We start from the raw sequence: 12051 nt of genomic DNA, 5'->3' as shown, positions 1-12051 counted from the left end.
GCCTTGCGGCGGGTGACCGCAGCGATCACCGCATCGGCGGCATTGCGCGGGCGCGGGGCCGGCGGCGGCGGGGCCACGTCCTTGCGCGCCGCTTCCAGCGCACGCTGCACCGCGCCTTCGTCATAGTTCGCCGCGGCCACGATCTCCACGCCTTCCTCGATCCGGCGATTGGACAGGATCACGGCATCCGGACCGTGTTCCTTGCGCACCAGGTTCATGGCCGAGCGCATATCGGGAGCGACGAAGCGTTTGATTTTCATGCTGTGGTACCGGGACTGGGGCTGGGGGGTGGAAGGGAAGCGCTGGTTGTCGGTGGTCTGCACGGTCCGGGGTTCCCTTCTTGTCCTGCTGCGGTGAATACGAAATGGGGGTGTCTGTTTTCTGACGCGTTGCTGTCGGAGTTCCGGCTCAGCTGATCGTGCCGACCAGCTTCAGCCGCTTGTCCTCGGGCACCTCGCTGTAGGCCAGCACGGACAGCGACGGAACGCTGTGGCGTACCAGCCGTGCCAGCGCGGCACGTACCGGACCGGGCACCAACACCACCGCGGGCTCGTTCTTCGCTTCCTGCTTGCCGACACATTCGGCCAGGCTCTGGTGCAGTCGCTCGGCGAGTCCGGGTTCCAGCGCGGCGCCGTTGCCCTGGGTGGACTCCTGCAAGACACGTTCCAATTGCGGGTTGAGGGTGAACACCGGCAGCTCCGCCGACATCCCGGCGATCTCCTGCACGATGAAACGGCCCAGTGCGTTGCGCACGGCGGCGGTCAGCACGCCCGGGTCCTGGCTCATCGGCGCGTGCTCCACCAGCGACTCGGCGATCTTGCGCAGCTGGCGCACCGAGATGCGCTCGATCAGCAGGTTCTGCAGCACCCGCACCACCACCGACAGCGGCAGCGCCTTCGGGGTGAGGTCTTCGACCAGCTTGGGCGCGCTCTTGGCCAGGTTGGCCAGCAGCTGCTGGACCTCTTCGTGGCCGAGCAGTTCCGGGGCGTGTTCGCGGATCAGGTGCGAGAGGTGGGTGGCGACCACGGTGGCCGGGTCGACCACGGTGTAACCCATGGATTCGGCGTGGGCGCGCTGGTGCGGCTGGATCCAGGTGGCGTCCAGGCCGAACGCGGGGTCCTTGCCGGCGATGCCTTCCAGCGCGCCCAGCGCGCTGCCCGGGTCCAGCGCCAGTTCGCGGTCGGGGTGGATCTCGGCGGTGGCCACCGGTACGCCGTGGATCAGCAGGCGATAGGCGGTGGCACCCAGTTCCAGGTTGTCGCGGATGTGCACCGAGGGAATCAGGAAGCCGATGTCGTGGGTGAGCTTGCGCCGCACGCCCTTGATCCGCGCCATCAGCTCGCCGCCCTGGTTCTTGTCCACCAGCGGGATCAGCCGGTAGCCCACTTCCAGGCCCAGCGGGTCGACCGGGCGCAGCTCGTCCCAGGTCAGTTCGGCGGTGGGCGAGGGGGTGCCTGCGGGCAGGCCGAGCGCGGTGCCGGGGCCGGCCGCGGCTGGGGCGGCGGCGGCGCGTTCTGCCGCGGTGCTCTTCTTCCACAGCTTCCAGGCGATGAAGCCGATGATGGCACCCAGCGTCAAGAAGGCGACGTTGGGCATGCCCGGCACCAGGCCCACCAGGATCAGGATGAAGGCGGTAATGCTCAGCGCGCGGTGCTGGCCGAAGGCCTGGCCCATCATGGCCTGGGCCATGTCCTGCGAGCGCGAGGCGCGGGTGACCAGCATCGCGACCGCCGAGGACACCAGCAGGGCGGGCAGCTGCGCCACCAGGCCGTCACCGATCGAGAGCAGGGTATAGGTGGCCGCGGCTTCGCCGAAGGGCATGCCGTGCTGGAGCACGCCCACCGCCAGCCCGCCCAGCAGGTTGATGAACAGGATCAGGATGCCGGCGATGGCGTCGCCGCGGATGAACTTGCTGGCGCCGTCCATCGCACCGTAGAAGTCGGCTTCCTCGCGGACTTCTTCGCGGCGGACCTTGGCTTCCTCACGCGTCAGCAAACCGGCGTTGAGGTCGGCGTCGATCGCCATCTGCTTGCCGGGCATGGCGTCGAGGATGAAGCGCGCGGTCACTTCGGAGACGCGGCCGGCGCCCTTGGTGATCACCACGAAATTGATGATGGTCAGGATCGCGAAGACCACGATGCCTACCGCGTAGTTGCCGCCGATCACGAATTCGCCGAACGCGGCGATCACCTTGCCGGCGGCTTCGTGGCCGTTCTGGCCGTTGAGCAGGATCACGCGGGTGGAGGCGACGTTCAGCGCCAGCCGCAGCATGGTGGTGATCAGCAGCACGATCGGGAAGATGGTGAAGTCCAGCGGGCGCCTGACGTACACCACCGCCAGCAGCACCATCAGCGAGATGGCGATGTTGAAGGTGAACAGCGCGTCCAGCACCGGCGCGGCCAGCGGTACCACCACCATGGCCAGCAGGGCCAGCACGATCAGCGGGGCGCCGAGGCCCTGGCGGATCATGTCCAGGGCGCGTCGGGTGTTCATGCCGGCAGGCTGGGCGCTCATGGGCGGCCTCCCTTGCCGAACTCATCGATGTCCACGTTAGGCGCCGCGGGCATCGGCCCGCCCTGCCAGGTACGCAGCTGGTAGACGTAGGACAGCACCTGGGCAACGGCCGAATACAGTCTCACGGGGATTTCCTTTCCAAGTTGACCTTCCCGATACAAGGCGCGTGCCAAAGGCGGCGCCGAGACGATGGCGACCTTGTTGCCGTCGGCCACTTCACGGATGCGCAGGGCGGTTTCGTCCACGCCCAGGGCCACCACCGTGGGGGCGCCCATTTTTCCGCCGTCGTACTTGAGGGCCACCGCGTAGTGGGTCGGGTTGACCACCACCACATCGGCGCCGGGCACCGCTTCCATCATCTGGCGATTGGCCAGCTGGTGCTGCATCTGCCGGATCCGGCCCTTCATCTCGGGGCTGCCCTCGCTCTCCTTCATTTCCCGGCGCAGCTCTTCACGGGTCATCTTCAGCTTGCGCATCCAGTTCCAGCGCTGGTACGGGGCGTCGATGGCGGCCAGCAGCATCATCGCGCCGCCGGTGGCCAGCATCAGCTTGAGGGTGAAGCCCAGGCCGTTGACCATCGCCGCCTCCAGCGGCTGGTGGATCAGGTCGCGCAGGGGGCGGATGCCGTGCCAGACCACCAGCCCGGCGGCAGCGCCGACGAACAGGATGCGCAGCAGCGACTTGATGAACTCGGCGATGGCTTCGGGCCCGTACAGGCGTTTCATGCCGGCCATCGGGCTGAGCCGGTTGAGCTGGGGCATCAGCGATTTGTTCGACCAGCGCAGCCCGCCCATCGCCACCGGCGCCAGGAAGCTGGCCAGCAGGCAGATCAGCAGCAGCGGCCACATCGCCAGCATCAGCTGCAGGAACAGGTGGCCGAAGTGGCTGAACAGCCCCTGCGGCTCGAACCGCAGTCCGGGTTCGGGGCTCAGCGCCGCCTTCATCCATTCCCTGCTGCCACTGGCCATGCTGCCGGAAAACGCCATCAGCGCCAGCACCGAGGCGCCGAACACCGCAGCGGTGGCCAGCTCACGCGAACGCGGGATGTTGCCCTCTTCACGGGCATCGCGCAGGCGTTTTTCGGTAGGTTGTTCGGTTTTTTCGCCGGCTTCTTCGTTTTCGGACATCGGGGCAGGGCACACCACGGGGGTTATCCGGGGTGGTGCAAGAACCGTTCCGTAACGCGGGGATGTACGTGCGGTCGATTGGAATGCGACCCTACCAACCCCGTCATTGCCACGGATGCCGATGTCGCCGCTCCTGTTCTGCCTGGTCCTGTTCGCCGGGTTCCTGCACGCCAGCTGGAACGCCGTGGTCAAGCGGGGGAGCGACACCCTGCTGACCACGATCCTGGTCACCGGCACGGCGGCGCTGATCGCCGCGATCTGCCTGCCCTTCGTCCGCCCGCCCGATCCGCGCAGCTGGCCGTGGCTGGCGGCTTCGACGGTGCTGCAGGCGGGGTACTACGTGCTGGTGGCGCGTACCTACCAGCGGACCGACATGAGTGCGGCCTACCCGGTGATGCGGGGCTGCGCGCCGATCGTGGTGGCGGTGCTGGCGGCGCTGCTGTGGGGTGAATCGCTGCCGGCCGCGGCGTGGATGGCCATCGTGTTGATCTGTGCCGGGATACTCTCGATGGCGCACGGACTGGTGCGCCGACAGCTGTGGCTTCCGTTGACCAACGCCGGGGTCATTGCCACCTACACGCTGGTGGACGCCTGGGGTGCGCGCCAGTCGGGCGCGCCGGTCGCCTATACGCTGTGGCTGTTCCTGCTCTCGGGCCTGCCGCTTCCGCTCTGGGCACTGTGGAGGCGCCGCCCGCAGCTGCTGGCCTACGCCCGGTCGAACTGGCAGTACGGTCTCGTGGGCGGCATGGGTACGCTGAGCGCCTACGGGCTGGCGCTGTGGGCAATGACCCAGGCGCCGGTGGCGATGGTCTCCGCGCTGCGTGAAACCTCCATCGTGTTCGCGATGATGATTTCGGCCTGGGTGTTGCGTGAACGCGTACCGAGGCGCCGTTGGGTGGCCGCCGGTCTGATCGTCAGCGGGGTCGCGATCCTGCGCTTCGCGTGAGCGTTCCGTTATCGCGCGCGAGCGACGTAGGGAACATGGACGGTGCGCAGCCACGCAGGGCGTGGCTCTACGGGGTGGTCGGCGCAAAGCCACAAGGGCGGGTAGAGCCACGCCCTGCGTGGCTGGCGCATCAGTCCAGGAAACGCCCGTAGAGCCACGCCCTGCGTGGCTGGCACGTCAATCCAGGAAATGCCCGCCGCCAAGGGTGTTCAGCTCCGGGGCCAACGACATGCGCGGGCGCGGCAGGTCGTGCAGCTGCATGAAACGCTCCGGGTCGACCGGGCGGCCGAGCAGGTAGCCCTGCAGGAAGTCGCAGCCGAGCCGCTCCAGGTACGAGCGCTGGCCGGCCGTTTCCACCCCTTCGGCGACGATGTCCATGTCCAGTGCGTGGCCCAGGGCGACGATGGCCGAGACGATCACCACGTCTTCGGAGCTGTTTTCCAGGTCGCGGATGAAGGCGTGGTCGATCTTGATCTCGGTGGCCGGCAGCCGTTTGAGGTAGAGCAGGCTGGAGTACCCGGTACCGAAGTCGTCGATGGAAATGCCCACGCCCAGCCGCGCCAGCGACTGCAGCAGGCGCAGGCTGGTGTCGGTATCGCGCATCACCGCGCTTTCGGTGATCTCCAGCACCAGCCGGCGCGGCTCGACCCGATGCCGCTCCAGCGCGTCGCTGACCTCCTGCAGCAGGTGGGGGGAGCCGAACTGGATCGGTGACAGGTTCACCGACACCGACCAGCTGTCGTGGCCGGCGTCGTGCCAGCGCCGCACCTGCTGGCAGGCTTCGTTGAGGACCCAGCGGCCGAGGTCGTTGATCACCCCGCTGCGTTCGGCCAGGCGGATGAAGCGGTCGGGCGGAATCAGGCCGTGTTCGGGGTGCTGCCAGCGCAGCAGCGCTTCGGCACCGCACACCTGGTGGGTGCTGACCCGGACCTTGGGCTGGTACTGCAGGAACAGCTGCTTCAACTCGACCGCACGGCGCAGGTCGGCCAGCAGGCGGAACTGCTGTTCAGCGCTGTCGCTCATCCACGCGGCAAACACTACGTAGGCGTTGCGGCCGGCTTCCTTGGCTTGGTACATCGCCGCGTCGGCATAGCCCATCAGCTGGCGCTCGCTGGCCGCGTGGTCGGGGCAGATGGCGATGCCGATGCTGGCGGTGACCTGCAGGTCGTGGCTGGGCACCAGGTTGCCCTTGCCGATCGCCTGCAGGATGCGGTTGGCCACCGTGGCCACGTCTTCGTCGTTCTCGATGGCCACCACCAGTACGAATTCGTCACCGCCCAGGCGTGCCAGTACGTCGGTCGGGCGCAGCAGCTGGCGGGTGCGGGCGGCCACCGCCACCAGCAGCGCGTCGCCGGTCTGGTGGCCATAGGCATCGTTGACCTGCTTGAACCCGTCCAGGTCCATGAACATCACTGCGAAGCGACCGCCGCGCAGCTCGGCATCGACCAGCGCCTGGTCGATATGCTGCTGCAGCAGCAGGCGGTTGGGCAGGTGGGTCAGTGGGTCGTGCAGCGCGGCCTGGCTGAGTTCGGCCTCGGCGTCGTCCAGCGAGCTGCGCAGGCGCTGGTTGCGCAGCCGCAGCAGCTGGGCCTGCTGGCGCTGGTCCAGCCAAGACACCAGCAGCACCACGGCCAGGATCGCGATGGTCAGCACCATCACCAGCGCGGCCAGCCACTGGGTCTGCAGGCCATCGCCGGCGGCGGCGCCGCAGATGCTGTTGGCGGGGAAGCGTGCGGCGGCCATGCCGGTGTAGTGCATGCCAACGATGGCGGTACCGAGCAGCACCGCGGGCACGATCCGGTGGTGCAGCCGGGTGTCGTTGTGGCGCAGGCGGAAGGCCACGAACAGCGCCACCCACGAGGCGGCAACCGCGACCAGCACCGACAAGGTGAACCAACCGGCGTGGTACTCGATGCCGGGCCGCATCAGCATCGCCGCCATGCCGATGTAGTGCATGCTGGCAATGCCGAAGCCCATCAGGACCGCGCCCAGCGCAAGCCGCGAATGCGGCAGGGTGGGGCGCGACACCAGCCACAGCGCGAAGATCGACGAGGCCACTGCGGCGAGCAGCGATACCGCGGTCAGCGGCAGGTCGTAGCCCAGTGGGATCGGCAGGCGGAACGCCAGCATGCCGATGAAGTGCATGGACCAGATGCCCAGGCCCATGGCGCACCCGCCGCCCAGCAGCCATAGTACGCTGATGCGCGGGGATGGGGCGGTGGTGACCCGGTTGGCCATGTCCAGCGCGGTGAACGACGCGAGGATGGCGACCACCAGCGAGACCACGACCAACCACGGGGTATAACTGCCGATCAGCATGCTGACTCTCCCTGGCTCAGGCAGCAGACAAATTTGTCTGGCTCGCGCGCTGCGATGCCGACTACTGCTCCGGCACGTTCCCCCTGCCGTAGCCGCATGAGACGACATCGGCACGGGCGAGGCAAGCGCAAAATCTGCCAAAAACCCGGTTTTTGATCACGCGACCATCACGCCGACGACGTACCCGGCCGTATGTTTTTTGCGACGGCCTCAGTGGGTGACGCTGTCGGCGGCCTGGAAGGCGGCATCGAACAGGCGCTGCACGGGCGGGCCCATTTCGCCGGCCAGCACGGTCAGCAGGAACAGGCCCAGCAACAGCGCGACGGGCAGGCCGAGCTGGATCGGGTTGAGCGCGGGCGCGGCTTTTGAGAGCACGCCGAAGGCGAGGTTGATCGCCAGCATGGCCACGGTAAGGGGCAGGGCCAGGGTGAGGGCGCCGCGGAGCACCTGCAGCAGGAACATCGGCGCGACATTCAGGAAGGCGTCGATATCAGGCAACGCGGTGCCGATCGGCACGGCTTTGTAGCTGTCCATCAGCAGCGAGATCAGCGCGAGATGGCCGTTGGCGGCAAAGAACAACAGGCCGAACAGCAGGTAGAACCATTGGCCGATGACACCGGAGGTGCCGCCGCGCATCGGGTCGCTCATCTGCGCGAAGGCCAGGCCGGTGCCCTGCGACACCAGTTCGCCGGCCATCGCGCCGGCTTCGAACACCAGCCGCAGCAGGAAACCGATGGAGATGCCGATGGCCAGTTCGCGCGCGATGCTGAGTACGGTGGCCGCGTCAAAACCGGTCCAGGCCGGGACGGGCGGCAGCATCGGCGACAGGGCGATGGCCAGTGCGCCGGACAGCATGACCTTGACCCGCGAGGGGACGGCGCGGCTGCCGACCAGCGGCATCGCCATGATCATGGCGCCGATGCGCAGCATGGTCCACAGCACGGTGCCGATCATGCCGAAGGCGTTGAGCCCGTCGGCGGCCATCTGGGTTGCCGAATCCATCGCGCCGCTATCCGATCAGGTGCGGGATGCGCTGGAACAGCAGGACGGTGTATTCGACCAGGTGGCCGATCAGCAGGCTGCCGAGTGCGAACAGCACCGCCGTGAGCGCGGCGGCCTTGGCCACGAAGGCGATGGTGGGTTCGTTGAGCTGGGTGGCGGCCTGCACCACGCCGACGACCACGCCGACGATCAGCACGGTGAGCAGGAGCGGGCCGGCCACCCACAACACGGTGATCAGGCCACCGCGCAGTTCGGTCAGGGCAAGTTCGGGGGTCATGGCAACCTCAGACGGCGTTGAAGCTGGCGGCCAGGGTGCCGACCACCAGGACCCAGCCGTCAACCAGCACGAACAGCAGGATCTTGAACGGGGCCGAGACCAGCATCGGCGAGAGCATCATCATGCCCATCGACATCAGCACGCTGGCCACGACCAGGTCGATGATCACGAAGGGAATGAAGATGAGGAAGCCGATTTCGAAGGCGGTCTTCAGTTCGCTGGTGACGAAGGAGGCGACCAGCACGGGGAACGGGACGGCGTCTGGGCTGGCGTAGGTGCCGTGCCCGGCCATGCCGGCGAAGGTCATCAGGTCGGTTTCGCGGATCTGGGCCAGCATGAAGGCGCGCAGCGGCTGGGTGGTCAGGGTCCAGGCGGTCTGGAAGTCGATCTCGCCGTTGAGGTAGGGCGCCATGCCGCTGCCCCAGGCCTTCTGCCACACCGGCAGCATGACCATGGCGGTGAGGAACAGGGCCAGGCCGAGCAGGACCTGGTTGGAGGGGGTCTGGCCAGTACCCAGTGCCTGGCGCAGCAGGCCGAGCACGATGATGATGCGGGTGAAGGCGGTGAGCACCAGCAGCATGGACGGGATCAGGGTGATCGCGGTCATCAGCAGCAGGGTCTGCAGCGGCAGGCTGACCGGTGCGCCGCCGATCTTGCCGACGTTCACGTCGGGCAGGTTGGGCACGGCGGGCGCGCCGGGCGCGGCCCAGGCCAGTGCGGGCAGGGCGCACAGCAGCAGCGCGAACAGCAGCGGCAGGTAACGGATGCAGGATGCTCGGAGGCGACGCATGATCATTTGTCCTTGCGCAGCCGCTGTTGCAGCAGCTGGGCGAAATTCGGCAGGTTCTTCAGATCCGGCAGGCGCGCCGGTTCCGGGGTTGGCAGGGATTCGGGCAGGTGGTGCAGGGTGCTGATGCCGCCGGCGGTGACGCCCAGCAGCAGCTGCTGGCCGTTGACGTCGACGACGACGACGCGTTCCTTGGCCCCGACGTTGAGGCTGGCGACCACGCGCAGGCCTTCGGCGGGCTTGAAGCCGCTGCCGGGCATGCGCTTGAGCACCCAGCCGAGGCCGACAATCAGGGCCAGGACGCCGAGCAGGGCCAGCACGGCGCCGAACATGCTGGGCGCGGCGGCGGCATGCTGGCCGACCTTGGCCGCGGGGGCGGCGGTGGCGAGGAGGGCCGCGGCGATCAACGCAGTCTCCGGATCCGTTCGCTGGGGCTGACGACGTCGGTGAGGCGCACGCCGAAGCGGTCGTTGATGACGACGACTTCGCCGTGGGCGATGAGGGTGCCGTTGACGAAGACATCCAGGGATTCGCCGGCGCCGCGTTCGAGTTCGACCACCGAGCCTTGGTTGAGCTGCAGCAGGTTGCGGATCGGCAGGCGGGCGCGACCGACTTCGAGCGACAGGGTGACCGGGACGTCGAGGATGACGTCGAGGTTCAGGTCGGCGCCGGCGTGGCTGTCGTCGGACTGCAGGGTGGTGAACTGCGCCGGTGCCGGTTCGTTGGACTCGAGGATGTCGTTCATTGCGGGTCTTCCTGGATGACGGGAACGCGCGGGCGGGTGCCCGGGGGGTGGGTTGCGGTGATCTTTACGGCGTTCATGCCGTTGGCGACGCCGAACTGGCCGGTGAACACGGGGATGTTCTCGACGCAGACCGGGACCTGGCTGGGCAGGTCGATGGGCAGGATGTCGCCGATCTTCAGGGTGGTCAGGTCGCGCAGGCTCATGCGCTTGGTGGCGAGGACGCTGGAGAGGGTCACTTCGGCGATGTTGAGCTGTTCGCGCAGCATGGTGCCCCAGCTTTCGTCGCGATCGTTGCGGTCGCTCTGGATGCCGGCATCGAGCAGTTCGCGGATCGGTTCGAGCATGGAATACGGCAGGGTGACGTGGATGTCGCCGCCACCGCCGTCGAGTTCGACGTGCAGGCGGCAGACCACGACGTATTCGCGGGGGGTGACGATGTTGGCGAAGTGGGGGTTGATCTCGGAGTTGATGTATTCAAACTCGACATCCATCACCGGGGCCCAGGCTTCGCGCAGGTCGGCGAAGGTCTGCTTGAGCAGGAGGTGGATGACGCGCATTTCGGTGGCGGTGAATTCGCGGCCTTCGATGCGGGTGGGGTAGCGTCCGTCGCCGCCGAAGAAGTTGTCGACGATGGCGAACACGAGGGTGGGTTCGAAGACGATCAGGCCGGTGCCGCGCAGGGGCTTGAAGCGGATCAGGTTGAGGTTGGTGGGGACGTACAGGGAGTGCATGTAGTCGTTGAACTTGATCAGTTCAATGCCACGCACGGACAGTTCGGCGGAACGGCGGATGAGGTTGAACAGGCCGATGCGCCAGAGACGGGCGAAGCGTTCGTTGACCATCTCCAGGGTCGGCATGCGGCCACGGATGATGCGGTCCTGGCTGGCGAAGTCGTAGTTGCGGGCTTCGCCGGGGGCGATGGTGTCGACTTCGGTTTCGACGGCGCCGGAGTCGACGCCGTGCAGCAGGGCATCGATTTCGTCCTGGGAGAGCAGGTCGTTCATGGGGTGCCCTTACTGGGTGACGAAGCTGGTGAACAGCAGTTCGTCGACGCCCTTGCTGCCGGTTTCGGCCTTGAGCAGTTTCTGCACTTCGGCGAGGGAGTCGGCCTGCAGCTTTTCCTTGCCGGCACGGTCGGCGATCTGGGCCGGTTCGACCTGGGAGAAGAGCATCAGCAGCTTGGCGCGGATGGCGGGGGCGTGGAGCTTGATGGCTTCGAGGGCGGCGGGATCGCGGGTCATGAGCTGGACTTCGACCTGCAGGTAGCGGGGGCCGTCGAAGCTGCTGCTGAGGTTGACGACGAACGGCGGTTCGAGGCCGAAGTACTGGGCGGGGGCGGGCACGGCCGATTTGGCGGCGGCGGCCTTGGCCGGGGTCTTCTCGTCGTGGGACTGGGTGAAGTACCACACGCCGCCACCGGCGGCGCCAGCGGCGACCACGGCGATCAGGGCGGTGACCAGGAGCGGGCTGCGCGGCTTGGCGGCCTTGTCCTTGTCGGTGGATTTCTTGGTTTTGTCAGCGGCTGCGGCCACGAGGGGAAGCTCCATAGGATTGCTTCCTGGCTACATGCAAACGCTGTGCCGAACCCCGACGGTTTTTCGTTGCCGGGAATTTGACGGGGTCCGAAGGTGCCACGGCAGGTAAGAGCGGTAGGGCCCGACCGTTGGTCGGGCCGGCCTTACGCGTACGCGTCCACCAACCCACGTTGACGCATCAACTGCGCGGGCGACACGATGGTTTCGGTCATGGCCAGGTCGCTTTCGCTGCCGTCATGTGCCGGATTGCCACTCCCGTTCTTCCCATCCTGCGCGGTCTGCTGGTGGCCCACGTCGGCATTACCCAGCTGGAAGCCCTGGTCGTTCAGCATCTCGCGCAGGCGCGGGATGCTGGATTCGAGGGCGTGGCGGACGTCGGCGTGGGCGCTGCTGAAGGTGGCGTGGACCTTGTCGCCGTCCATCTGCAGTCGCACTTCGATCAGGCCGAGGTCGTGGGGGGTGACCTTGATGGTGGCGTGGCCGATCTTCTGGTCGACCAGCCAGCCGATGCGGGCGCTCATGGCGTCGTCGAAGTCGTCGCCGCCGATGTGCGGGGTGGCGGTCGGCTCGCCCTGGAACGGAGTGCTGGCGGTGGCAGCGGCCTTGAGCTCGGCGGCGGCGTGCAGGGCGTGCAGGAACGGGGTGGTCGGGGCGTCGGCGTCGCCGGCTGCGTTGGCGATGGCGTCGGCCAGGGCGTCCGGCACGGCAGTGTCTTCGCTGACCAGGGCATCTGCTGGCAGGGCAAGCGGCGCCGGCGTGCTCGCGGCGCTGTTGGCGTCGACGCCGGGCAATGCGGGTG

General features: G+C 67.6%; 12 protein-coding genes and 1 pseudogene. 1 reads left to right on the top strand and 12 read right to left on the bottom strand.

All coding sequences use genetic code 11. The annotated features are described in order from the left end of the window. The 3 genes and pseudogenes from RWO33_RS15805 to flhB all read right to left on the bottom strand — a co-directional run. Positions 1-260: pseudogene (locus tag RWO33_RS15805) on the bottom strand (flagellar biosynthesis protein FlhF); the annotation flags it as partial. A 148-nt stretch (positions 261-408) separates the two neighbouring features. Then, complete coding sequence (gene flhA, locus RWO33_RS15800; RefSeq protein WP_314106120.1) at positions 409-2493, bottom strand: flagellar biosynthesis protein FlhA; 2085 nt, start codon at positions 2491-2493, stop codon at positions 409-411. A gap of 17 nt (positions 2494-2510) precedes the next feature. Further along, positions 2511-3641, bottom strand: coding sequence for a flagellar biosynthesis protein FlhB (flhB, locus tag RWO33_RS15795; RefSeq protein ID WP_314106116.1), 1131 nt, complete (start codon positions 3639-3641; stop codon positions 2511-2513). A 115-nt stretch (positions 3642-3756) separates the two neighbouring features. Between flhB and RWO33_RS15790 the strand changes: the two genes are divergently transcribed. After that, positions 3757-4587: a DMT family transporter gene (locus RWO33_RS15790; RefSeq protein WP_314106114.1), complete on the top strand. Its 831-nt coding sequence runs from the start codon at positions 3757-3759 to the stop codon at positions 4585-4587. A gap of 177 nt (positions 4588-4764) precedes the next feature. Here the strand turns inward: RWO33_RS15790 and RWO33_RS15785 are convergent, their stop codons facing one another. The 9 genes from RWO33_RS15785 to RWO33_RS15745 form a co-directional block, all read right to left on the bottom strand. Then, positions 4765-6906, bottom strand: coding sequence for an EAL domain-containing protein (locus tag RWO33_RS15785; RefSeq protein WP_314106113.1), 2142 nt, complete (start codon positions 6904-6906; stop codon positions 4765-4767). 210 nt (positions 6907-7116) lie between these two features. Then, positions 7117-7908, bottom strand: coding sequence for a flagellar biosynthetic protein FliR (gene fliR, locus RWO33_RS15780; protein ID WP_145477737.1), 792 nt, complete (start codon positions 7906-7908; stop codon positions 7117-7119). A 7-nt stretch (positions 7909-7915) separates the two neighbouring features. Continuing rightward, complete coding sequence (locus tag RWO33_RS15775) at positions 7916-8185, bottom strand: flagellar biosynthetic protein FliQ (protein WP_102945495.1); 270 nt, start codon at positions 8183-8185, stop codon at positions 7916-7918. Between the two features lie 7 nt (positions 8186-8192). Then, positions 8193-8975 carry a flagellar type III secretion system pore protein FliP gene (fliP, locus tag RWO33_RS15770; protein ID WP_314106109.1) on the bottom strand — a complete coding sequence of 261 codons (783 nt, stop codon included), beginning with the start codon at positions 8973-8975 and terminating at the stop codon, positions 8193-8195. Positions 8976-8977: 2 nt separating this feature from the next. Continuing rightward, positions 8978-9304 carry a flagellar biosynthetic protein FliO gene (gene fliO, locus RWO33_RS15765; protein ID WP_314106118.1) on the bottom strand — a complete coding sequence of 109 codons (327 nt, stop codon included), beginning with the start codon at positions 9302-9304 and terminating at the stop codon, positions 8978-8980. 71 nt (positions 9305-9375) lie between these two features. Then, positions 9376-9717, bottom strand: a complete 342-nt coding sequence (gene fliN, locus RWO33_RS15760; RefSeq protein ID WP_145477735.1) for a flagellar motor switch protein FliN — start codon at positions 9715-9717, stop codon at positions 9376-9378. Then, positions 9714-10721 (bottom strand): flagellar motor switch protein FliM, encoded by a 1008-nt coding sequence (fliM, locus tag RWO33_RS15755; protein WP_145477734.1) that lies wholly within the window; start codon positions 10719-10721, stop codon positions 9714-9716. The genes fliN and fliM overlap by 4 nt, the downstream gene beginning before the upstream one ends. Before the next feature lie 9 nt (positions 10722-10730). Continuing rightward, positions 10731-11264, bottom strand: coding sequence for a flagellar basal body-associated FliL family protein (locus RWO33_RS15750; protein ID WP_186308824.1), 534 nt, complete (start codon positions 11262-11264; stop codon positions 10731-10733). 131 nt (positions 11265-11395) lie between these two features. Continuing rightward, positions 11396-12051, bottom strand: a 656-nt coding sequence (locus RWO33_RS15745; RefSeq protein ID WP_314106105.1) for a flagellar hook-length control protein FliK, incomplete at its 5' end; no start/stop codon positions are given.

Origin of the sequence: uncultured Stenotrophomonas sp., assembly GCF_963519925.1 — a bacterium.
Taxonomy (GTDB): Bacteria; Pseudomonadota; Gammaproteobacteria; order Xanthomonadales; family Xanthomonadaceae; genus Stenotrophomonas; species Stenotrophomonas maltophilia_AE.
The sequence above is the reverse complement of the archived record's forward strand: the minus strand, read 5'-3'. Positions and strand labels throughout refer to the sequence as shown.

Bases quoted from the DNA above. Each gene is read 5' to 3' on its own strand.
- flhA (WP_314106120.1), bottom strand. From the start codon at position 2,493: ATGAACACCCGACGCGCCCTGGACATGATCCGCCAGGGCCTCGGCGCC.
- flhB (WP_314106116.1), bottom strand. From the start codon at position 3,641: ATGTCCGAAAACGAAGAAGCCGGCGAAAAAACCGAACAACCTACCGAA.
- RWO33_RS15790 (WP_314106114.1), top strand. From the start codon at position 3,757: ATGCCGATGTCGCCGCTCCTGTTCTGCCTGGTCCTGTTCGCCGGGTTC.
- RWO33_RS15785 (WP_314106113.1), bottom strand. From the start codon at position 6,906: ATGCTGATCGGCAGTTATACCCCGTGGTTGGTCGTGGTCTCGCTGGTG.
- fliR (WP_145477737.1), bottom strand. From the start codon at position 7,908: ATGGATTCGGCAACCCAGATGGCCGCCGACGGGCTCAACGCCTTCGGC.
- RWO33_RS15775 (WP_102945495.1), bottom strand. From the start codon at position 8,185: ATGACCCCCGAACTTGCCCTGACCGAACTGCGCGGTGGCCTGATCACC.
- fliP (WP_314106109.1), bottom strand. From the start codon at position 8,975: ATGCGTCGCCTCCGAGCATCCTGCATCCGTTACCTGCCGCTGCTGTTC.
- fliO (WP_314106118.1), bottom strand. From the start codon at position 9,304: ATGTTCGGCGCCGTGCTGGCCCTGCTCGGCGTCCTGGCCCTGATTGTC.
- fliN (WP_145477735.1), bottom strand. From the start codon at position 9,717: ATGAACGACATCCTCGAGTCCAACGAACCGGCACCGGCGCAGTTCACC.
- fliM (WP_145477734.1), bottom strand. From the start codon at position 10,721: ATGAACGACCTGCTCTCCCAGGACGAAATCGATGCCCTGCTGCACGGC.
- RWO33_RS15750 (WP_186308824.1), bottom strand. From the start codon at position 11,264: ATGGAGCTTCCCCTCGTGGCCGCAGCCGCTGACAAAACCAAGAAATCC.